We start from the raw sequence: 22,254 nt of genomic DNA, 5'->3' as shown, positions 1-22,254 counted from the left end.
TTCTTATGTACAAATTTAAAAAACTCTCCTCCTTATTTAAGGAGGAGTGGATTTATGTGTGCGATAGCAAAACATAAAGACGAGGTGGTTATGTTTTAAAACTTGATTTAATTTCTTCTAGCACTTCATTTAATTGTTCAAAAACAAATTTATTTTCGAACCTTAGAATTTTGAACCCTAATTGCTCTAAATTTTTAGAACGTTCCTCGTCATAATTTTGCTGGGCAAAATCTAAATGAACCGCACCATCTAACTCAATTATCAAGTTTTCTGAAGCACAATAAAAATCAACAATATAGTTTTCTATACTGTGCTGTCTTCTAAACTTTCTTCCTTTTAACTGTTTTTTTTGAATGAATTTCCATAACGTCGCTTCGGCAGAAGTCAAACTTTTACGTAGTTCTTTTCTACGACTTTCAAGGTATTTGCGATTGTGTATTTTAGTCATACTTTACTATTAACCCTTCCGTCCACGCTCTGGCGTGGCCACCTTCCCTTGAAAAGGGAAGGAATTCTCAATTCGTTACAGGCATTACATTTTCCGGACCACTTAGCATATTGTGTTCCGCAGTTTTGACAGAAGAATGTTGTTTTGGTTTTAGGCATTGAAAATTGTTTATTTAAGCATAACCGTTAATTAGTATTATGGTTAGCTTATTAGTTCTGGCATTAATTACTGCTTGCCAACAACAATCACCACCATCTTTATGATATTCAAATTTGATTAAGTTACCATGCGAATCATACCTTTTTATAGGAATATCTCGTTCTTCACCTTCTTCATAATCAAAATGACCTCTTCCACTGATTGCATTTATGTATATTTTTTTTTGTACCCTTTACCTTATCATAAATTCCCGCAATTTGCATACTGTAGTCACAAATATTTTCAATCATGAAATCTGTAGCGTTCTCGCAATTTTTAATTTCGCTTTTCAAGATTTTTTCTATGTAGATGATATCTGATTTGTCAATATTAATACGTTCATATCTATCAAAATCTAATTTTTTTTGATTAATTAACATTTTGTTTACATCATAGAAGTAAGGAATTTCAAATTGCTTGTCTATGATTTCATAGCTAAGATTACAATCTTTCTTGCAGGAAGTTACTGAAAACACTAGTATAAATATGGTTAATCTTAAAAAAATCATTTTTTCAGTTCCATTTTCTCCCCATCAAAAACACCATACGTAAAATGGCTAATCCAATCGCCTAAATTGATGTATTTGCTATTTTCGCCCACTTCAATTTCCATAGGCAAATGACGGTGGCCGAAAACAAAATAATGGTAATGTTTGGTTTCCAATTTCCTTTTGCAATAGTGTGCTAACCATTCATTTTCTTCGCCTAAAAATTTGGCATCTTCATCACCGGAAATCATTTTATTTTTAGTGGATAAATACACTCCCAAACGCATACCAATATCTGGGTGTAACCAACGGTATAACCATTTAGAAAAGGGATTTGTAAATACTTTTTTCATCCGTTTATAGCCTTTGTCACCAGGACCTAAACCATCACCATGACCAATTAGAAAAGTTTTGTTATTGAAGGTGTATTCCCGAGGTTTATGATAAACGGGAATATTCAATTCTTTTTCAAAATAACCGTCCATCCATAAATCGTGGTTTCCAACAAAAAAGTAAATGGAGATTCCACTATCTCTAATTTCGGCTAGTTTGCCCAATACACGCACAAATCCTTTGGGAACAACTTTTTTATATTCGAACCAAAAATCGAACAAATCTCCTAATAAAAAAATGGCTTCAGCATCTTGTTTAACAGTATCTAACCATTTAATAAAAATCTTTTCGCGTTCTAAACTGTCTTTATAATTGGGCAGACCCAAATGCTGATCAGAAGCAAAGTAAATTTTTTTATTTTTTGGAATGGTGATGTTCATCAATCGAATTTGACTTCAAAAATAGCGAAAAGTAGTAACAATTGGCTAGATAAATTTATACTCACGCCTAACACACCCCTAACCCCTCTCAAGAGTGGAACTGTCACGCAGTCTTTTCATTAAAAAAGTCTGTAGTAAAAAAATTTAAGAACAATTTAAATTAAAAAACGAAAATTAACTCCCTCTCCCGAGGAGAGGGGCGGGGAGAGGCTTTTTATTGGTCGGATGCAAACCACTCTGCATACGAATTATTAGTTTCATATAACTTTAAAGAGTGCAACTGAACGGTTTTTGGTAATTTTTTACTGATTTTTTTGGCAAAATCTACAATCATATTTTCGCTAGTAGGTTGATAATCTACCAAAATTACACGTGACGAGTGGCTTTCAATTTTATCTGCCAATTCTTTATGGGGTGAGTTGGCATTGAGTATCGTAGCATGGTCAAAAATATCTATAATTTCTGATTTTACCAGCTTTTTTAAATCACCAAAGTCGAGAACCATTCCGTTTTTTACATGGTTTGTATCGTTAATCGGTGTGCCGATAACCGTAACGAATAGTTGATAACTATGACCGTGAATATTTTTGCATTTGCCATCATAACCATACAAGGCATGTGCAGTTTCAAAATCGAAATGTTTTGTAATTCTTATGATGCTCATGGGGCAAAGTTAGGGTAAACATTCAAAAAACAAATTCCAAATTCCAAATAAATTTGTGGAGAAAACCCCTAATGAGCTACGCCCGCTAGTTTTAAAGCCAAATTCATTTGATTTTTCACTAATCCTCAAGGAGAATATTTTCCACAAATTTTTTTAAAAAACTAATTTAAATAGCATTTAATGGAACTCCCTCTCCTGAGGAGAGGGTTGGGGAGAGGCTTCTTATATTACGTTTAACGCTTTTCCCACCTTGGTAAATGCCGCAATGGCTTTATCTAAATGCTCTTGGCTATGTGCAGCGGACAACTGTACTCTAATTCTGGCTTTTCCTTTTGGTACAACTGGGAAAAAGAATCCGATCACGTATATTCCTTCTTCCAGCAATGCATTTGCCATATCTTGAGATAATTTGGCATCGTATAACATTACGGGAACAATGGCTGCCTCGGCTCCCACCAAATCGAAACCGGCAGCTTCCATTCCTTTACGGAAATAATTGGTGTTCCACTCTAATTTATCACGTAAGGATGTGTCGTTTTCTAATAAATCAAAAACTTTTAATGAAGCCCCAACAATGGCAGGTGCCAAAGAATTTGAGAATAGATAAGGCCTCGAACGTTGCCTTAATATTTCAATGATTTCTTTTTTAGCAGTGGTATATCCTCCCATGGCACCACCTAGTGCTTTTCCAAGTGTTCCGGTAACAATATCAACCCTGTTAAGTACATTTTTTAGTTCCAATGTGCCTTTTCCTGTTTTGCCAATAAATCCTGTGGCGTGGCATTCGTCCACCATAACCATTGCATCATATTTATCTGCCAAATCACATATTTTGTCAAGACTTGCCACTATCCCATCCATGGAAAATACACCATCGGTAACAATAATTTTAAATCTTGCACCAGCTTCGTTGGCTTCTTTCAATCGAGCTTCCAATTCTTCCATATTGTTATTTTCGTAACGGTAACGAGCTGCCTTACATAGACGAACACCGTCAATAATAGAAGCATGGTTCAATGAATCAGAAATAATAGCATCCTCTTTGGTCAACAAAGGTTCAAAAACACCACCATTGGCATCAAAACAAGCGGCATATAAAATGGTATCCTCAAATCCGTAAAAGTTGGCAATACGTTGTTCCAATTCTTTGTGGATATCTTGTGTACCACAAATAAAACGTACTGAGGACATACCATAACCGTGAGTATCCATTGCATTTTTTGCAGCCTGAATTACCTCTGGGTGATTGGAAAGCCCTAAATAGTTATTGGCACAAAAATTAATAACTTCCTGTCCTGTCGAAATTTTAATTACCGCATCTTGGGCCGAAGTAATTATACGCTCCGATTTGTACAAACCCGCTTCTTTTATTTCTTCGAGTTCTTTTTGTAAGTGTTGTTTGATATTGCCGTACATAGTTTATTTTTTTATTAATATACAAAAGTAATTGAATTATAAGTATTCTTAAATATAATGGCGAAAAACATATGTAGAAATTTGTTTAAAAAAATATTAAATTTGCTGTCCCAAAAATTTCGGACTTTATGCTAAAGAACATTTTTTCGATTATTTTATTAGTAGTGTTGGCTAATTTCATAATAGTGTCTACCATTGTTTCTTTAGTTGAAAATACTGCTGATATCTCACAAGTTTTTGACTTGAGTGAAGAAGAAATAAAAGAGTCTTTAGAGGTTCAAGAGATACTGGTTGCCAAATTTACCCACAAGGAAATTATTGGCTGTAATATTCAAAGAAAAAGTATTTTTGAGTACTTTCTAAAAATCTACGATTCCCTTAGCGTAACACTACCGCTGCCACCCCCAAAACAAAAACAAATTATTTAGAGTTTAGTTGATTCATTCTTTGTTTTTCTGAAAAATACTACTATGTCAGTGTTTTAAGAAGATCATTTTAAAGTATTTACTAGGCTTTTTATTGTTTAAACTAAATAAGATCAAAACAATTTTATTTATTGCTTTAATTAGCAATAAGTTATTTATAATTTAAAATCATTTAATAATGAAAAAAGTAATATGTTTTCTGCTAATTTTAATTCCGGCTATATCCTACTCACAAAGTAGTAATCTAGGAAATTGGTGGCTTTATTTTGGAAATAAGAAAATAGATAAAAATTGGAATTGGCATCACGAGGTACAATACCGTAATTATAATGCCATTGGAGACTTAGAACAACTACTCTTACGAACTGGAATAGGGTATAATCTAACAGAAAATAATAATAACCTGTTATTGGGTTATGGTTTTATTCACAGTCAGAATTATATCAACGATACAGACGAAAAAACGAAAGTTGATGAACACCGTATTTACCAACAATTTATCACCCGTCAAAGTTTAGGAATAGTAAAAGTACAACACCGTTATCGCTTTGAACAAAGGTGGGCAGAAGATGATTTTAAATTGAGATTCAGGTACTTTTTAGCATTAAATATTCCCTTGAACAATAAAGAATTGGTAGATAAAACAGCTTATTTATCAACTTACAACGAGATTTTCTTGAATACTAAAAACAATGTATTCGACAGGAATAGGCTTTATGGTGGAGTAGGATATAAACTAAACCAAAATGTCAAGTTTGAGTTAGGCTATATGAATCAATTTTTAAATAATGGCAATAGAGATCAGTTAAATATTATCACTTTTATAAATTTTTAATTAGATTTTTTCCGATAATTAGGTGAAGAACATATTTAGACATTAATTTAAAAAATATTATATTTGCCATCCATAAATTTTGGACGTTCATGTTAAAAAATATTCTTTCAATTATTTTACTGGTAGTATTTGCTAATTTTATAATAGCACCTACAGTCATTTCTTTGGTTGATGATGCTACGGATATTTCTTTGGTTTTTAACTTGAACGAAGAGGAAAACAAAGAAAAAGAATCTGAAAAAGACAAGGAAATAAAATTATTTCAAATTGAAAATCTTAATCATTCGTTTAGGGATTTTTCAGGAAAATTATACGAGCTTTATAAAGCAAACTATTCTAAGCATTATTTAAAGCTACACCTACCACCTCCAGAGTTTTCTTAATTTTAACGGGTACAATTTTAACTGAAAAGTTATAATTTTAATATTTAGTTGTTAAAACCATATTATTATGGTTTTGAGCTATAATTTTGAAAAAAATCAATAATTATAAAAATTTAAGAATGAAAGCATATACAAAAGAAACACAAGCAACAATGACACCTGAAAAATCTTTACAAGCTTTAAAAGAGGGAAATAAAAGGTTTCAAAAAAATTTAAAAGCTGAAAGAGATTTATTAGATCAAGTTAAAGATACAAGCAAAGGTCAGTTTCCATTTGCTACTATATTGAGTTGTATTGACTCAAGGGTTTCTGCAGAACTTGTTTTTGACCAAGGTGTTGGCGATATTTTTAGTGTAAGAATAGCAGGTAATTTTGTAAACGAAGATATTTTAGGAAGTATGGAATTTGCCTGTAAATTAGCGGGAACAAGACTTATTGTTGTTTTGGGACACACGAGTTGCGGTGCCGTAAAAGGAGCTTGCGATGATGCAAAAATGGGTAATTTAACGGCATTGCTATCTAAAATAAAACCAGCGGTAAATGCTGTGGCAGAACCTAAAGACGAATCACAACGGAATTCAAAAAATGTTGAGTTTGTAAATAATGTTGCTGAGAAAAACGTGTATTTAACCATAAATAACATTAGGAAAGAAAGCCCGGTAATTGAAGAGATGGAAAAAAATGGTGAGGTAGAAATAATTGGGGCAATGTACGATGTTGGATCTGGTGCAGTTACATTTTATGAATAAAGATTTAATAAGTTCACTATAAAATTACAATTATGCTCCAAATACAGGGGCATAAAATTTAATCAAATCGATAAAATATTAATAAATGAAAAAATTATTTTCAAATTTTAGAGGAGATATGTTTGGCGGTATAACTGCTGGTATTGTAGCCTTACCGTTAGCTTTGGCTTTTGGTGTATCTTCCGGATTAGGCCCTACCGCTGGTCTGTACGGAGCAATCTTTATCAGTTTTTTTGCAGCACTTTTTGGTGGTACAAACACTCAAATATCTGGACCAACAGCACCTATGACCGCAGTAAGTATGGTTATTATTGCTGGATTAGTTGCAGCTTATGATGGTGACGTAAACAAAGCCTTACCCATAATTCTAGCAGTTTTTTTATTGGCGGGTCTAATGCAAATAGGGCTTGGTATTCTGGGGCTTGGTAAATATATAAAATACATACCTTACCCTGTGGTTTCTGGTTTTATGACTGCTATTGGAGTCATTATTTTGGTAACTCAAATTTTGCCCGCTGTTGGTTATTACCCTAAAGAAGATGCTGCCTATGTAGAGCAATTTAAACCGCAGGCCGAGGAAATTATATTAGACAACATCTTAAAAGAAGAGGCTGGTGAAGGAATTTTAGTTTTGGAAGATTTTGAAGAGACTATAAAAAGAGCCAAATTAATTACACAAGAAGACATTTTAAAAGAATCTCAGACATTAGCAGGAAAAGAAGCTTCTGGGGTTTTAGGCACATTTAAGGTATTGGGCAGGGCGTTGTCAAATATTAATTGGTTAGAATTGATATTAGCCTTGTCAACAATTATTATCATTTATGGATTTAAACGGATAACAACTGCCATTCCGAGTGCCTTGGTGGCTCTAATTGTTGTTTCGGGAGTTGCGGTCGGTTTTGGTTTGGACTACAGACCTATAGAGCAAATTCCAAGTGGTTTGCCTATACCAAAGTTAGAAATTTTTACCGAATTCAGTTTGAGCAGTCTTACACCTTATATTTTTACCGCACTTACCTTGGCTTTATTGGGAGCTATTGATTCACTATTGACCAGTGTGGTTGCTGATAACATGACCAAAACCAAGCATAACCCGAACAAGGAGCTTGTTGGTCAGGGAATAGGTAACAGTATTGCGTCTATTTTTGGTGGTATTCCAGGAGCTGGAGCAACCATTAGAACCGTTGTAAACATTAATGCTGGTGGTAAAACAAAACTTTCAGGCATGATTGCAGGTGTGTTGCTATTTATTATTTTGCTGGCGTTAGGGCCCGTGGCATCTAAGATTCCAGCCGCTGTGCTTGCAGGAATTTTAATCACAGTGGGTATTGGTGTAATGGACTACAAAGGATTGAAAGCAATACCAAGTTTACCCAGAGATGCAAAAGTATTGGGCATCAAGATGAGTTCAGAGGTAATTATCATGTTAGTTGTATTAGTGCTTTCCACATTTTGGAATTTGGTTTATGCCGTTGGTATTGGCCTTGTAATTGCATCTTTAATGTTTATGAAAAAGATAGGCGATCTAACTGCTCAACGATCGGATGTAAAGCCGTTACAAAAGGAAAAATATTGGGAGGATGAAATGGAAATGCCGGATCGTTTAAAAGAAGAAGTGTTTATAAAGCACCTAAAGGGACCACTGTTCTTTGGATCGACCAGCGATTTTCAAAACCTGGCAAAGCAAATTCCAGAAACGGCAACCGCAGTTGTTATCCGTATGGACAGAATGCAGTATTTAGATCAATCAGGGCTGTATGCTCTTGAAGATGTTTTTGTCGATTTAAAACAACAAGGAAAAGATGTTTTACTGGTTGATGTGCTGGAACAACCTTATTATTTGATGGAACGTATTGATATTATTCCAGATCTTATTCCAAAGGAAAATATCTTTGCAACCTTTAAAGAATGTTTGGTTTGGATAAAAGCTAACGTTAAAGATAGAAGTACCAAGGATAAATAATAAATTTGTCATTTATTTTAGACCTACAAAGTTTTCATAACTTTGTAGGTCTTTAATTATACAAGAAGAATGGCCCGAGATATAGAATTAAAAAAAAAGTGGGAAGTTTTAAGAACTAAAATTTCTAGCCAATTCGCAGATGGCGAAGCGGTTGATTTGGATGCTATTATTTATTTAATCGGTGTACAAGAATTGGGTCAAGGCTATAGAAAGTTTAAAAAAGACGATAAAGTAAATTTGATGCATATTGCCATTTGTAGATTGTTGGAACCGCTAGGCTATTACGAATTTGACTTTTTTGATAATGACGGATGGCCACATTACAAAGTAAAAGAAGAATTGCCCTTTTTAAAAGCAGGCGAGCAATCCGTTTTAATGAAAGAAGCCGTGGTGCAGTATTTTGTTGAAAAGGGGTTGATTTGAATTTAAAATTCGAGATTCAAGATTCAAAATTTTTGTATTGTGTTCCTACCTATTTATAAGAGTTTGGGATAAGAAATCTATAAATTATTTAAGTTTAACTCTGAACTTATAACTCCGAACTCTTAACTTTTTTAGATTGCTTCAAAAATCTTTCCCGGTAGGGGTTTTATTATTCCTTTTAATTCTAATGTCAACAATAATGTGGCTATTTTAAAAATAGGTAAATTGCAATGCAACGCTATAACATCTAATTGTTGTTTGCCCTCTTTTAGCAGATAATTATATACTTGTTTTTCAGTATCTGAAAGTTCTACAAATAACTGTTTTTGAACAGCTTTTTTCTTTTCGTCGTCTTTTTCCCAACCCAAAATATAGGCTACGTCTTTAGCTGAAGTGAGTGCTGCCGCTTTATTTATCTTTATCAATTGATTGCACCCTCGGCTATAGGCATCTGTAATTCTTCCAGGTATGGCAAATACATCCCTATTGTATGAATTAGCTATGTCTGCAGTAATTAAAGACCCACCTTTTTCTGCCGATTCTATTACAACGGTAGCTTGTGAAAGCCCCGCTACAATCCTGTTCCGTTTAACAAAATTCTCCCTATCGGGTTTTGATCCAGACCAAAAGTCGGTAATTAAACCGCCGTTTCTTAGCATTTCATCAGCATATTTTTTATGTAAGGCGGGGTAAATTCTATCCAAACCATGAGCTAAAACCGCTACTGTTTGTAACTTATTTTCTAGTGCCAATTTATGGGCATGAATATCCACTCCATAGGCCAATCCACTAATAATAACAGGATTATATTCCTTTAGTTTTACTATTAAATCTTCCAAGACAGACTTACCATAACCAGTCATTTGTCTTGTGCCAACAATGCTAATGGTTTTATAATTGTTTATGTCCATATTCCCCTTTTTAAAGAAGAGTATTGGAGCATCAAAACAATGTTTCAAATAATTAGGATAGTCATCATCCTGAAAATAAGAATATTGAATGTTATTTTTATTTATAAATTCAACTTCTTGTGCAGCCCTTTCAAAAAGGGTTTTATCTTTTAGAGCATAAGTAATTGAAGTACCCACACCCTGTATTTTACCTAAATTTTGGTTTTTTTCAGAAAATACGGCGGTGGCACTACCACAATGCGATATTAGTTTTTTTGCCATTACATCACCAATGCCGTTGGCGTTGATTAGTGCGAGTACATGTAGTAATTCTTCGTTGTTCAATATAAAAAAATAAGATTTTCAATATACAAACTTTGTTAATAAAAAAGGGAATGGAGACTCAATTAAACTAAAGTTTTTTTTACATTTGTTGCACCAGTATTTAGTTGAAGTTGAAATGACGGATAAGACAATCACGGATTTTGTAGTGGTTCTAGGCAAAAAATAATTGCATAGCCATTTACGGAATTATTTTTTAACGACGGAGTACGGCAAAGGACGCATTGAATTTGGCGACAATTTTGACCTCAACTAAATACTAACTATAACCCCTAAATTTTACACAACTGAAACTTTGCAATTACATAAGTGATTTACTATATCGTTACGAATGTGTAATTGTTCCTGGGTTTGGCGGCTTTGTAACCAATACAAAATCCGCTATTATCAGTCCATATTCCAAGACTTTCTATCCGCCTCATAAACTCATTACTTTTAACAGTCATTTAAAAAATAATGATGGTTTATTGGCCAATTATATTGCAGCATTGGATCAAGTACCTTATGAGCATGCATTGAATTTTATAAAATTTGAAGTTGGGCAATGGTACGATATTATAAAGCAAACCGATTTAACGTTGGAATCTATTGGTAAATTTTCTTTAGACAATAACGACACTATACTTTTTGAACCGCAAACTGAAATTAATTACTTAACAGAAGCTTTTGGGTTATCTTCCTTTGTATTGCCAGAGGTTCAAAGAGAAATCTTAATTAAAGAAACAACACCAATTGTTGAAAGGCCAGTTGTATCAGATGGTAAAAGAAAAAAGGAATCAAATGCTTTCTTAAAATACGCCGCTATATTTGTAATAGGGCTTTCTTTGCTTGGGGTAGCTGCCAATTCCATTTATCAGAGACATATTTCGGAACAACAGTCAATAGCTGAACAAGAGCAGCAGCAACAAATTCAAACAAAAATAGAAAAAGCTACTTTTATAGTATCGGAAGCTTTGCCTTCAATTAGCGTAGAAGTTACGTTGGATAAAAAACCATATCATATTGTGGCGGGAGCTTTTCGTTATCCTGAAAATGCTCAACGTTTGGTGAATCAATTAAAAGCTAATGGCTATAAAGCCCGAATTTTAGGGATTAACAAATGGGGATTGACCCAAGTTTCGTATGAAAGCTATACCGAAAAGAACGATGCCATTAACAACTTATACAGAATCAGGGAAACGGAATCTAATGACGCGGCTTGGTTGTTGATTCAGGATTTGTAAAATCCTACTTCTTTAAGGGATGCACCCGTTGTTTATTACCTATTTTATTATACTATTTCAAATTCAAGTAATATGCTCTTGTTTTCTTATCCAATTTCTCAATGGCGTAACGTAGTGTTATTCTTGGCATTGTAGTAGCGTATTTATTTAGAAAGTTGGTTAGTTTTTCTTCATTTCGCTTTCCTGCTTCCCTTATCCAACTTCCAACAGCTTTTTGGACATATTCATTGGAGTCATTTATTAATATTTCTGCGATTTTGAAGGTGTCTTCAATTTCATTTTTTCTAATAAAGTAATAAGTGCTTACAATTGCAGTTCTTCGTTCCATTGGATGTTTTGACTTAGCCAAATCATGTAGAGGTTTTCTGTCCTGATCGTATAAATATTGCCCAACCACATAAGGTGCCGCTCTATCTACCAAACCCCAATTGTCTATATATTTATGATTATCAATATAAGCTCTGAATATGTTTTCTCGTTCCTTCTTAGAAATTTTCTTATTTCTAGCTTTCCAATCTAATATTGAAACTGCTCCAAGTCTTAGGTTGTCGTCTTTATGTTTAAGCAGTTTAATTACCTCTGTTACTGGCATAGATTGAAATTCTTTCGATAAAGAAAATATTTCTCTTTTAGGAATTGCTTCTGAATAATCTTGAGCAATTAAATTTAAAGTTTCAATAAATTCCTTAGCGGTCATATTATTTTTTGTAATTGTCATTCAAGCCTTCTCCATTAAGGATTTTCTCCGTGTATTTTTCAATTCTCGATTCACGCGTCTTGGATTGTTTGGCTTGTGAAAAGTACAAAAGATAACCTCTTTGCCGCCCTGGTGTTAATGCGTAAAATGCCGTTTTTAAATCAGAATTACTGTCCAGTGCTTTTTTAAATTCTTCTGGCATTTTAAATTCAGAAGTCTTTTTCATTTTAACTTCCGAACCCGCTTCTTCCACTTCAATCGCTTCAAAGATATAGGTTTTAATAACTGATTTTAAATCAATAATTTCTTGCAAGTTCGTGAATCGAATTTGACGTGCTGATTGCACATTTTCCGTTTGTTGAATTAGAATATTCTCTGTATCCTTCAATAAAGCACCTTTATGAAAAAGCAAGGCACAATAACCTTTAAATCCATGTATTAAAACAATATTTTTACCTTGAAAAGTATAGCAAGGATGCATCCATTTAAAATCTTCATCAAGACCACAATCTAAACAGATGTCACGCAATAACTTGGTTTCTTCTTTCCAATTTCTTATCTTTTCTATATAGTTTTCAACTTTTTCCATTTACAAGCTTATTACTTAATGAGATAATTTTTCTACTTTCTGGTCTGAAATACCAAGATAGAATTATTACAAATATTAATACCAAAGAAGGCATTGCTTCTATGAAGGGCTGACCGACTGCAAAATGTGAAATGGCTGCACCAGACATAGCAAAGAAAAATCCTGCATAGCCCCATTCTTTTAAAAGTGGGAATTTGGGAATTAGAATCGCTATAACACCTAATATTTTCCAAACACCAAGAATACTCAGCAAGTATTGTGGATAACCCAACTGCTCTATAATTTCGGTGTACCCACCAATTTGAAGCACTTGCTGTATACCACCTGCTAACATTCCAAATGAAAGGAATATAGTAACAATCCAATAAATAATTTTGCCTGTACGCCCGATACGATGATTTCTTTTTGCCATAATAATAATTTTAAATTATACTTTTTCTGTTACAACTGCCAAGTTGTTAATTATTTTCCATTCGTTATCCGAATCTAATACGAGAGAATTGTAAGAAATGAAATCATATTTAGAACTTTCAATGCGTAATTTTACAGAAGCAATAATTCCACATTGGTCAATTTCCTCAATTTTCATCTTTCTAGGAACACCACCAAAAATTCCGCTTTTAATATTTTCTAGATAGTCTTTTTTGTTAATTATTGTAACTCCTCTTGTACCCATAAATCCGTTATTGGTAACTCTAAAATCTTTATGGAGCACTTGGTCTAAAATCTTAACATCACTAGTATCGCCACCTTTTACGAAGTTTGTTATGGCTTCCTTTATTTTCTTGATTTCACTCATATCTTTTGTAATAGTTCTTCTAATATATTGTGAGCCATATTTAACCCTTGTGCAAAAGGTTTTCTTAACAATTCATTACGTGTTTCTACAGATTTAAAAATAATGTGCATTGTCAATTTACTTGTTTGACTAGTTATTGATTCAAAATCCAGGAATTCGAGTTGAGCGGGTAGAGAAAACACATCCATTTCAAATGTTCTAACAATCATTTTATTTAGAATAAAGCTATGAAACGTTCCTTTTCCACTAAAAATCACATCTCCATTTGTGTTGCGTTTTTCAAAATGATACTTTCCATATTGCTTGAACTCAAACTCAATTAAGTCGCTTCCCATCCATTGTTCAAATAAGTTCTTATTTTCATATGCCGTAAATAATGACTCTACTGGAATATCAAACTTACGGGTAATCTGAATTTCCTGTTTGCCATCTTCGGCATTAATTTTCGTCTTTTGTTCCATATTATTTAGGTCGTTTATTTTTCATTATAGATTCCAATTTATTAAATCGTTCATCCCATAGTTGCCTGTAGGGTTCTATAAATTCAGCAATTTCTTTCATTCCGTTTGGATTTAAATGGTAGTAAATTTCCCTACCTTTCTGTTCTTGTTCTAATATTTCACACTCTGTAAGAATTTGAATGTGTTTGGAAATTGTTTGCCTAGAAGAATCAAAATTTTCGGCAATAGCGGTCGGTGTCATTGCTTGTAATGCGACTAAAGAAATTATCGTTCTTCTGGTTGGATCCGCAATGGCTTGAAATACATCTCTTCTTAATTTCATTGTGCAGTTATTTGACAGCAAATATATGTGCAATCATTTAACTGCACAAATTTTTTTCTATAATTTTTATGCTAACTCTTTTTAATTAAACTAACCGTTCTATATTTACCATCCAATAACAAATAAGACAGTAACTATTAACCTTTATCATGATGAATACCAAAACTCCAAAAGAATCTTTAACCATTTTAACCGACATGGTGTTACCAGGAGAGTCCAATTCTTTAAATAACCTGTTTGGTGGTGAATTATTAGCAAGGATGGACAGGGCTTGCAGCATTGCAGCTCAAAGGCATTCCAAAAGAATTGTAGTTACGGCATCTGTTAATCACGTTGCGTTTAACAAAGCAGTTCCGGTGGGGAGTATTGTTATTGTGGAAGCCAAAGTTTCTAGAGCGTTTAATTCTTCAATGGAAATTTATGCTGATGTTTGGACGGAAGATCGTGAAAGTGGAGAAAAAACTAAGGTAAATGAAGGTATTTACACCTTTGTAGCGGTAGATATGACAGGAAGCCCCGTTAAAGTGCCACCCATAAGTCCAGAAACAGAACTCGAAAAGCAACGTTACGATGGAGCTTTACGCAGAAAACAGCTGAGTTTGGTATTGTCAGGAAAAATGAAACCACAAGAAGCAACGGAGTTAAAAGCTCTTTTTAGTTGAAGAGTTCATTAAATTATTTTCCCGATCCAAGGTTCTGGATTCAGTTTTTTTGTTTCTTTAAATAAGCTAAAAATCAATATTGTTTTACCGTTAACAGCGTCTGTGTGGATAGTACCTATTTCATCACCGGTGTTCACGGTATCTCCCAATTTAAAGAGGACATCGTCCAAATTAGTGTATGCCGTAATGTAATTGCCATGTTGGATTAGCACCAGTTTTTTTCTGCCAGATTGTAATTGGATGGACATTACCTTACCTTTAAAAATAGCTTTGGCCTTGGCTCCTTTTTCTGTTGCAATATGGATACCGCTACTTTGTATAGTAATTCCGGCTAGGGTAGGGTGCGGTTGTGTACCATATTTTCTGGTAACAAGTCCTTTTTTTACCGGCCACGGCAATTTTCCTTTATTCGCTACAAAATCACTCGCTAAATTTTTGCCCTCCGGTGTTAAATGGAAACCGGATGAAGCCTTCTTATTAGTGCCCTCTTTAGATTTTGCAATGGCAGCGGCAATCAACTTATCTATTTGACGGTCTATTTTACGCTCTTCGGCCTGCTTCTTCTTTATCTGGGAAATATATTTTTTCTCTTTTGCCTTTACCTTACCAACTAATCGTACCTGTGAGGTTTTTTCTCGGTCAATACTATCTTTTTGCCTAGTGTGCAACGCGATCAATAATCTTTTTTCATCTTCTCTTTCACGCAAAGAATCCGTTAAAACGCTTAATTCATTGGCAGATATTTTTATTTGTTCTCCCTGTTGTTTTCTATAATTTGCATATTGTTTTATATACTGTAAACGTTTATAGGCCTGGGCAAAGCTTTCAGAAGACAATAAGAACATCAAGCGGCTTTGTTTGCTTTTGCTTTTGTAGGAACTGACTACCATGTTGGCGTATTCTTCTTTTAGAGCAGCTAAATTCTTTTCTAATGATTGTATTTCCTTTTCGTTTTTTGCAATGGCTTCAGAGAGTATCTCTGCTTCTTCGTCAATGGTTCTTATCAATCTGGCACGGATACTTATTATTTTATTCAAATCATCAAGCTCTGAGAGTAAGGTCTCCGCTTCCTTTTTAGATTTTATTAATAAGGTTTGGGCTTCTTTTATTTCTTTTTGTATCTCTTTTCTCTTTTTTTCCAATTGAGCTTTAGATTGCCCCAATGAAGACAATGAAAAGAAAATCGAAACAACAATAAAAAGTAAAACTCTTAGATTCATGATACAAAACTATCTCTTTTTGAGCAAATAGATTTTCCGATTTTAAAAATGTTTCAACAAAGTTATTTTAATTCTATTTTTTCGTAATTTTTAGGAATTTCAAAAGGAAAACTAACCGATTTGTTAAATTCTACCGATTTATAATCAACATCTATTGTGGAAACATTTTTTGTGTCAGATGCCGTGATATGAATTTCCCGAGGGAAAAATTCGTTTTCTATGGTTTCGTAATTTGCATAGTTTATGACCAAAGTGTTGTTTTCGTCTTTTTGATTGAGCTGTTGACTGTTCATCTTAAAGTTGATAGGATTTATCAAAAACAGAATATCGAACAACGGATTGCCAACTTTTGGTTTTAGCATATAATTTTTCTCAAAAACCGAAACATCAAAAGATTCTTTTTTAAGGTCTAAAAGACTCTGACCTAGTAGTAGGTCTTGAACTTTTTGAAAGTTAAGCTCGGTGCCTAAAAAGTCGCTCAACAATGAAAAATCACCCTCAAAATAAGTTCTGTTTATTTTTTCGTAAAAACTGACCCTGTTTGGTGTTATTAAAACTTTACCCACCGGAAAACCTAATTTGGTCAAACTGATCCAAATGGTTTCATCTTTTTTAAGCCTTAAAGAACCCGTTACACTTGGTAAACTGCTCTTCCCTTTATATTTGATTTTTAACTTGGCATTAATGGTCTTTTTATTAAAAGTATTGGTGTAATGATTTTTAATAATCTTTTTTGAAGACAAACCCATATTTTCTGATGTGTTGGTCACTTTAGTGGTTTTGCAAGCCGAAACGGAAAACATGATGAGTATAATAAAACTGATTTTTTTTAACATGTTATGATTTTTTTTCGCGTAAAGTAGCGGCTTTTTTATAGTTTTTAGAGGCTTCAACATTGTTTTTTAAACCCTTGTAACTCAAACCCATCTGATCGTAAAAATCCGCTTCAAGTGTTGTATCGTCAACAATATAGTCTAAGCCTATTTCCAATTGAACAAGAGCTTGGTCATATTTTTTTGTATAATTTAAGGCCGTAGCGTTCATTAAGTAAACAAAGGGCTGGGCAGGGAAAAATTCAAGACCTTCGGTACTCTTCTTTTCCAATTCCAAATATTTCTTTTTATCATTTAGTTTTATAAGCAATTGCTCTAAAACCCTAAACGATTTTTCTGTTTCATATCTCGTCTGTAATTCCGGTAAAGTCTGCTCTTCTAGTGGTTTATCTGTAGAAGTATCATTTGGCGTTGATACACTTCCGCTTAAGATAGATTCTTTAAAAGGCAGTAAGTTTTCGTCCAGTGTACCTTTTTTCTCTAAATCCAACAATATTTTTTTAGCTTCATCAATTTTATTGTTTTTTATGTAGAGAATAACTAAATCTAATTCGGAATTATCGTTTTCTTTTGCAATTTTCTCTTGTATTTCTAGAGCAGCTTTAAAGTTATTTTGTTTATTGTAAATGTCTCTTAACAAGATTTGTATAAACAAATTATTTGCATCTTTTTGTAATGCTCTTTTCGTGTAAGCCTCGGCTTCTACGTATTTTTCTAGTTCAAAATAGTTTTTACCAAGTTCAAAATTTAAGGCTTTGTCATCACTTTTAATATTTTGGCACTTTTCTAAAGCCATAATGGCTTTGTCAAAATTACCAATGGCTTTTTGCTGCAGGGCTTCAAAAAAGTATTGTTCAAAATCTAGATTGCTTTGTTCTTTTTTGAGTTCTGCTGCGTTTTTTTCGGCTAAAAAAACTTGTGCCAAAGAATCGTTTTGGGCAAATCCCATTAGAGAAAAACCCATCATTAATAAAATCACGATATGTGTGATACGCTCTGTCATTTAGACTTAAACCAAATTAGAATAATCTCCTATACTTATTGAGGTAAAATTACCATTATATTCCACATTGTTACCAATCATTGCGTTGTCTAAAGTCGCATTTTTAATATTCGTGTTGGTCTGAATCAACGAATTACTGATTGTTGAATTTTCTACAACACTATTTGTGCCAAGCGATACGTTCGGACCAATTTTAGCATTAATTAACTTAACGTTATCGCCAATATAACAAGGCTGTATAACCTCCGAATTTTCTAAAACTACAGATTTTGACACCAAATTTTGTCCAGCTTGTTTTGCAAATTGCAACACTCTTCCGTTGGTCTCTACGGTAATTTCCTTGTTGCCACAATCCATCCATTCATCCACTTGACCAGGAACAAATTTCAACCCCTTTTGCTTCATGTTTTCTAGGGCATTGGTCAATTGGTACTCTCCTTTTTCTTTAATATCATTATCCAATAAATATTGAATTTCGTCTCTTAAAATTTCTCCTTCTTTAAAATAATAAATTCCGATTATTGCCAAATCTGAAACAAAAGTTTCTGGTTTTTCAACAAAATCGGTTATAATACCATCTTGTATTTTTATAACGCCATAGGCACTGGGGTTTTCAACTTTTTTGACCCAAATGGCACCATCAGCATCGGCGTTTAATGTGAAATCTGCTTTAAACAAAGTATCGGCAAAAGCCACAACGCAAGGCCCGTTTAAAGATTCTTTTGCACATTGTATGGCATGTGCAGTACCCAACGCCGTTTCTTGAACGGTAACCACCCCATTTGCACCCAAATCTTTAGCAATAGCCAATAATTTACTTTCAGTATTCTTAGGAAAAGTTGGCCCGATAATAAAAGCAATTTCTTCAACATCTTGTTTTAAAACAGCGGCTATATCTTCAACCAATCTTTGTACGATGGGTTTTCCAGCTATTAATGTCAAGGGTTTTGGAATAGTTAAGGTATGCGGTCTTAGGCGTGAACCTATGCCTGCCATGGGGACAATAATTTTCATATAATTTTTTGTTTTTTAAAAAACGCAAATATAGTTAAAATTAAAAGAGCTCAAATCTTATAACTTCTTAATAAATGCACCATCTTTAACGGTGTAATGGAAAGGAATATTGTTGTTTTTACTGGTTTTTTGCCATAATAAAACATGGCTTTTATAATTGGAAGCGTCAGCAATAATCTTTTTAGGTTCTATTTCATTTATCAGTCTTTGTAAGTTGATATTTGGCGAATTTATCAACCAAATAATTTCTGGTTTAAAGTTTAAGTTTTTGTATATACCAAAACTGTCAATAACTATTAACTTTTCAGACTCTAATTGATACATATTTTCGATCTTATTTTCTGCAGATTTAATGTAGGAATTTGTTCCAATTAAGAAATCGTTAATAATGGTGTTATTGGTAATACTGTCCAAATTATGCTGAATACTGGCTTTATTGCCATCTTTTTTTACCAGCATTGAATATCTGGATTTATTAAAAATGACAAATTCCGAAGAAGTATTTGTCTGGTATTTTTCAAAAATTAAATTTGATTGAAATAAGATAACCACTATCAAAACATATTTTATAAGTGACCGATTTTTGGTTTCGAACCATTTAAAAAATGTGATAATTATTAAATAGCTTATAATAGTGGAAATGATCGTAAAAGAGATATTTTGAAAAAGGAAGGATTCTTGTTTGCCAATCCAACCCACGGTTGAATTCAAAAGAAAAATAACTTGCTCATAAAGAGAGGCAATAAAATTTGGTAATATATCCATTAAAGAGAGTATAATTACCAAAATTCCCAAACCTAAAATTAAACCTAGAAATGGTATAATTAAAAGATTGGCAACGAAAAACAAACCAGGAAACTGATGAAAATAATACAAACTCAAAGGCAAAACACCCAATTGTGCCGCCACGGAAACCGTAAATAATTGCCAGGGATAATCAATAACCTTATAGTTGGGTTGCCACAGATTATACAGTTGCGGTTGTACCCAAACTATAAAAAATACCGCCAAATAACTCAATTGAAACCCAACTTCAAAAAGGTAAAAGGGATTAAATAACAACAAGAAAAAGATGGAGATCAATAAAGTTTTATATGTGCTGACTTCCTTTTTGGTGGCGAGTGCCACTGCCACTGCTGTAAACATAGTTACTGCCCTGATTACAGAGGCTGATAAACCTGCTAGAAAAGCAAAAGTCCATAAAGAAAAAACTACAATAACCAGTTTAATAACCTTACCATTTTTTAGTCTTTCTAGGGGTTTAAATAAAAAATTGAGTAATAATAGTATAATACCAACGTGCAAACCTGAAACTGCCAAAATATGGATGGCACCGGCATTTTGGTAATTTTCTATAATTTCTTTTGAAATCTCTTGTCGCTGACCTAATAATAAAGCGTTGATAATTGCCAGCTCATCGCCTTTAAAACCATGTTCTTCTAATGCAAGATTTATTTTCTTTCTAAAAGAATGTGCCAATCCTTTTAATGATGTTTTTTCGTTTTTTAAGCGTAAAAAGTTTTCATCATAAATAGTCATTTGATGCTGAACTTGCTGTTTGGCTAAATAATTTTTATAATTGAACTGATAGGGGTTTTTGGGATTATCAATCTCTTCAAAATCATCAAAAACTATAATTTTATCATCAATTGAAAGTATATTTTTAGTGGAATCTTTTTGAATATTGAGCTTTATTTTTCCTTGTGATTGATTTCCGTTTGTAGAAATAACCGTGGCGATATAATTGTTATAATAGTTGTTATCTTTTAAAATATCATCTATAACCAAAGTGGTTTCATTTACATTTTCAGTAAAGAAATTGCTGTAATTATTTTCTTTGAATTGAGGATTTTTAAAAGTAATTGAAGCTATTCCAATCAACATAAATACTGCATAAGTAGCAATTGTAAAATAATAAGATTGAGTTCCTTTTTTCCTTGAAACAAAATAAAATGTGGATAAAAGTAGTAAGGAAATTATCAAAAGGATACTTACTGATTTTAGGGTGAGCTCTAAATAATACCCCAAAACAATTCCGAGAATTAGAAAAAAGACAAGTTGAGCAGGGATGTATTTCAGTATTTTCAAATTTTTATAATCTTAAATAAATTTCAAGTTACCATTTATTGTTAAATCTATACCATTTGTTAAGAAAAACAATACTTATGTTTAATTTACTTTAAATGAACAGTTTTCTAAACTATATTTGAGGTAAGTAAAAACCCAAACCAAAAAAAATTGCTAATAGTCAAATCTACTATTTAAAGAAATTAAATTTAGAGTTATTTAATTAAAAGCCTCATTTGCATCTCATGTCATTTGGGGCTTTTCCCATTTAAAGATTTACCTTTTTCTATTCCTCTTTTTTGAAAATTATTTCCCGAACTTCGCATTTTTAAAATGGAAATGCAAACCAAACCAAAAATAACCTTTAAATATATCAATAAATTAGCATTACCAGCTTTGATAGCCGGTATTGCAGAACCGTTACTTTCTATAACCGATACGGCTATTGTTGGTAATATTGATGTAAACGCTACGGAAGCGTTGGCCGCGGTTGGAATTGCAGGTTCGTTTTTGTCAGCTTTAATTTGGATTTTAGCTCAAACGCGTTCAGCAATTTCTGCCATTATTGCCCAATATTTTGGAGCTAAAAGATTGGATGAAATAGAATCTTTACCAACCCAAATTATTGCAATTAATTTGGGTTTGAGTGCCTTGCTTTATGTTATGTCAATTGTTTTTGTTGAATTTATTTTCAAATTATACAATGCAGAAGGGCTAATTTTAAATTATACGGTTTCATATTATAAAATTAGAGCGATTGGCTTACCGTTAACACTATTCGTTTTTTCAATTTTTGGTGTTTTTAGAGGTTTGCAAAATACATACTGGCCAATGGTAATCAGTATTACTGGAATGTTATTGAATATTGGTTTGGACTTTATTCTAGTATTTGGCATCGAAGGTTTTATTCCCGCCATGCACATTGAAGGTGCTGCCTATGCAAGTGTAATAGCACAGTCCGTTATGGCAGTTATGGCGTTATATTTATTTCTTAAAAAAACACCATTTCGTTTTAAATTTCAATTACCATTTAATAAGGAAATAAAGCGGTTATTAATGCTTAGCTTAAATTTATTTATTAGGGCATTATCCTTAAATATTGCCATTTATTTTGCCAATTCTTATGCGACAGCTTACGGCAATAATTATATAGCAGCACAAACCATTGCTTTTCAGATATGGTTGTTTTTCGCCTTTTTTATTGATGGTTATTCTAGTGTAGGTAATATTGTTTCAGGAAGGTTATACCATTTCTCTTGTTAATTTACTCAATTATTTGTAAATTGCCTTATGGCAAAACAAATAGACTTACACATTAAAGAGAGTGAATCAGAACTAAAGGCTCTTATGAATGCTCAAAGCAAGCT

The 22,254-nt window shown here is 33.0% G+C and carries 25 protein-coding genes and 1 pseudogene; 10 read left to right on the top strand and 16 right to left on the bottom strand.

Annotated elements, in window-relative coordinates; translation table 11 throughout:
• Window positions 1-88 precede the first annotated feature (88 nt).
• The 4 genes from UMM65_RS05190 to kbl form a co-directional block, all read right to left on the bottom strand.
• Window positions 89-448: an endonuclease domain-containing protein gene (locus UMM65_RS05190; RefSeq protein WP_321975423.1), complete on the bottom strand. Its 360-nt coding sequence runs from the start codon at window positions 446-448 to the stop codon at window positions 89-91.
• 703 nt (window positions 449-1,151) lie between these two features.
• Window positions 1,152-1,907, bottom strand: coding sequence for a UDP-2,3-diacylglucosamine diphosphatase (locus UMM65_RS05185; protein WP_415859555.1), 756 nt, complete (start codon window positions 1,905-1,907; stop codon window positions 1,152-1,154).
• A gap of 214 nt (window positions 1,908-2,121) precedes the next feature.
• Window positions 2,122-2,571, bottom strand: coding sequence for a 6-pyruvoyl trahydropterin synthase family protein (locus UMM65_RS05180; protein WP_321975422.1), 450 nt, complete (start codon window positions 2,569-2,571; stop codon window positions 2,122-2,124).
• Window positions 2,572-2,793: 222 nt separating this feature from the next.
• The gene (kbl, locus tag UMM65_RS05175) at window positions 2,794-3,987 is read right to left on the bottom strand and encodes a glycine C-acetyltransferase (protein ID WP_321975421.1); all 1,194 of its coding nucleotides are present in this window, start codon (window positions 3,985-3,987) and stop codon (window positions 2,794-2,796) included.
• Window positions 3,988-4,115: 128 nt separating this feature from the next.
• Here kbl and UMM65_RS05170 point away from each other — a divergent pair, with 128 nt between their 5' ends.
• From UMM65_RS05170 to UMM65_RS05145, 6 genes are all read left to right on the top strand, one after another.
• The gene (locus UMM65_RS05170) at window positions 4,116-4,415 is read left to right on the top strand and encodes a hypothetical protein (protein WP_321975420.1); all 300 of its coding nucleotides are present in this window, start codon (window positions 4,116-4,118) and stop codon (window positions 4,413-4,415) included.
• Window positions 4,416-4,590: 175 nt separating this feature from the next.
• Window positions 4,591-5,247: a DUF2490 domain-containing protein gene (locus UMM65_RS05165; RefSeq protein ID WP_321975419.1), complete on the top strand. Its 657-nt coding sequence runs from the start codon at window positions 4,591-4,593 to the stop codon at window positions 5,245-5,247.
• 89 nt (window positions 5,248-5,336) lie between these two features.
• Window positions 5,337-5,630, top strand: a complete 294-nt coding sequence (locus UMM65_RS05160; protein WP_321975418.1) for a hypothetical protein — start codon at window positions 5,337-5,339, stop codon at window positions 5,628-5,630.
• A 119-nt stretch (window positions 5,631-5,749) separates the two neighbouring features.
• Window positions 5,750-6,379 (top strand): carbonic anhydrase family protein, encoded by a 630-nt coding sequence (locus UMM65_RS05155; RefSeq protein WP_321975417.1) that lies wholly within the window; start codon window positions 5,750-5,752, stop codon window positions 6,377-6,379.
• Window positions 6,380-6,464: 85 nt separating this feature from the next.
• Window positions 6,465-8,342, top strand: a complete 1,878-nt coding sequence (locus UMM65_RS05150) for a SulP family inorganic anion transporter (RefSeq protein WP_321975416.1) — start codon at window positions 6,465-6,467, stop codon at window positions 8,340-8,342.
• A 69-nt stretch (window positions 8,343-8,411) separates the two neighbouring features.
• Window positions 8,412-8,765 carry a hypothetical protein gene (locus UMM65_RS05145; RefSeq protein ID WP_321975415.1) on the top strand — a complete coding sequence of 118 codons (354 nt, stop codon included), beginning with the start codon at window positions 8,412-8,414 and terminating at the stop codon, window positions 8,763-8,765.
• 131 nt (window positions 8,766-8,896) lie between these two features.
• On the opposite strand, the gene dprA is transcribed toward UMM65_RS05145, so the two are convergent.
• Window positions 8,897-10,000 carry a DNA-processing protein DprA gene (dprA, locus tag UMM65_RS05140; protein WP_321975414.1) on the bottom strand — a complete coding sequence of 368 codons (1,104 nt, stop codon included), beginning with the start codon at window positions 9,998-10,000 and terminating at the stop codon, window positions 8,897-8,899.
• Between the two features lie 284 nt (window positions 10,001-10,284).
• Here dprA and UMM65_RS17640 point away from each other — a divergent pair.
• Together UMM65_RS17640 and UMM65_RS05135 are read left to right on the top strand one after the other, a co-directional pair.
• A pseudogene (locus UMM65_RS17640) lies at window positions 10,285-10,446 on the top strand (HU domain-containing protein); the annotation flags it as partial.
• An 18-nt stretch (window positions 10,447-10,464) separates the two neighbouring features.
• Window positions 10,465-11,220 (top strand): SPOR domain-containing protein, encoded by a 756-nt coding sequence (locus tag UMM65_RS05135; RefSeq protein ID WP_321975413.1) that lies wholly within the window; start codon window positions 10,465-10,467, stop codon window positions 11,218-11,220.
• Between the two features lie 52 nt (window positions 11,221-11,272).
• Here UMM65_RS05135 and UMM65_RS05130 read toward each other — a convergent pair whose 3' ends face one another.
• From UMM65_RS05130 to UMM65_RS05105, 6 genes are read right to left on the bottom strand one after another with little or no spacing between them, the layout of a single operon-like run.
• Window positions 11,273-11,938: a DNA alkylation repair protein gene (locus tag UMM65_RS05130; protein ID WP_321975412.1), complete on the bottom strand. Its 666-nt coding sequence runs from the start codon at window positions 11,936-11,938 to the stop codon at window positions 11,273-11,275.
• A complete protein-coding gene (locus tag UMM65_RS05125) occupies window positions 11,919-12,506 on the bottom strand; it encodes a YdeI/OmpD-associated family protein (RefSeq protein ID WP_321975411.1) in 588 nt (195 codons plus the stop codon). The genes UMM65_RS05130 and UMM65_RS05125 overlap by 20 nt, the downstream gene beginning before the upstream one ends.
• Window positions 12,493-12,918 (bottom strand): DoxX family protein, encoded by a 426-nt coding sequence (locus UMM65_RS05120; RefSeq protein WP_321975410.1) that lies wholly within the window; start codon window positions 12,916-12,918, stop codon window positions 12,493-12,495. Before UMM65_RS05120 ends, UMM65_RS05125 begins: the two co-directional genes overlap by 14 nt.
• Before the next feature lie 15 nt (window positions 12,919-12,933).
• Complete coding sequence (locus UMM65_RS05115; protein WP_321975409.1) at window positions 12,934-13,305, bottom strand: nuclear transport factor 2 family protein; 372 nt, start codon at window positions 13,303-13,305, stop codon at window positions 12,934-12,936.
• Window positions 13,302-13,766, bottom strand: coding sequence for an SRPBCC domain-containing protein (locus UMM65_RS05110; RefSeq protein ID WP_321975408.1), 465 nt, complete (start codon window positions 13,764-13,766; stop codon window positions 13,302-13,304). Before UMM65_RS05110 ends, UMM65_RS05115 begins: the two co-directional genes overlap by 4 nt.
• Before the next feature lies 1 nt (window position 13,767).
• The gene (locus UMM65_RS05105; protein WP_321975407.1) at window positions 13,768-14,088 is read right to left on the bottom strand and encodes an ArsR/SmtB family transcription factor; all 321 of its coding nucleotides are present in this window, start codon (window positions 14,086-14,088) and stop codon (window positions 13,768-13,770) included.
• A gap of 152 nt (window positions 14,089-14,240) precedes the next feature.
• On the opposite strand from UMM65_RS05105, the gene UMM65_RS05100 reads away from it, so the two are divergent.
• Window positions 14,241-14,750 (top strand): acyl-CoA thioesterase, encoded by a 510-nt coding sequence (locus UMM65_RS05100; RefSeq protein ID WP_321975586.1) that lies wholly within the window; start codon window positions 14,241-14,243, stop codon window positions 14,748-14,750.
• Between the two features lie 8 nt (window positions 14,751-14,758).
• Here UMM65_RS05100 and UMM65_RS05095 read toward each other — a convergent pair whose 3' ends face one another.
• From UMM65_RS05095 to UMM65_RS05075, 5 genes are all read right to left on the bottom strand, one after another.
• Window positions 14,759-15,970: a murein hydrolase activator EnvC family protein gene (locus UMM65_RS05095; RefSeq protein WP_321975406.1), complete on the bottom strand. Its 1,212-nt coding sequence runs from the start codon at window positions 15,968-15,970 to the stop codon at window positions 14,759-14,761.
• A 62-nt stretch (window positions 15,971-16,032) separates the two neighbouring features.
• Window positions 16,033-16,806: a lipoprotein insertase outer membrane protein LolB1 gene (gene lolB1 / locus UMM65_RS05090; RefSeq protein ID WP_321975405.1), complete on the bottom strand. Its 774-nt coding sequence runs from the start codon at window positions 16,804-16,806 to the stop codon at window positions 16,033-16,035.
• Between the two features lies 1 nt (window position 16,807).
• A complete protein-coding gene (locus UMM65_RS05085) occupies window positions 16,808-17,806 on the bottom strand; it encodes a tetratricopeptide repeat protein (RefSeq protein WP_321975404.1) in 999 nt (332 codons plus the stop codon).
• Window positions 17,807-17,812: 6 nt separating this feature from the next.
• Complete coding sequence (locus tag UMM65_RS05080) at window positions 17,813-18,820, bottom strand: sugar phosphate nucleotidyltransferase (RefSeq protein ID WP_321975403.1); 1,008 nt, start codon at window positions 18,818-18,820, stop codon at window positions 17,813-17,815.
• A gap of 57 nt (window positions 18,821-18,877) precedes the next feature.
• A complete protein-coding gene (locus UMM65_RS05075) occupies window positions 18,878-20,908 on the bottom strand; it encodes a ComEC/Rec2 family competence protein (RefSeq protein ID WP_321975402.1) in 2,031 nt (676 codons plus the stop codon).
• Window positions 20,909-21,226: 318 nt separating this feature from the next.
• On the opposite strand from UMM65_RS05075, the gene UMM65_RS05070 reads away from it, so the two are divergent.
• Window positions 21,227-22,150 (top strand): MATE family efflux transporter, encoded by a 924-nt coding sequence (locus tag UMM65_RS05070; RefSeq protein ID WP_321975401.1) that lies wholly within the window; start codon window positions 21,227-21,229, stop codon window positions 22,148-22,150.
• The last annotated feature ends 104 nt before the right edge of the window (window positions 22,151-22,254 follow it).

The organism is Aureibaculum koreense (assembly GCF_034296135.1).
Lineage (GTDB): Bacteria > Bacteroidota > Bacteroidia > Flavobacteriales > Flavobacteriaceae > Aureibaculum.
The sequence above is the reverse complement of the archived record's forward strand: the minus strand, read 5'-3'. Positions and strand labels throughout refer to the sequence as shown.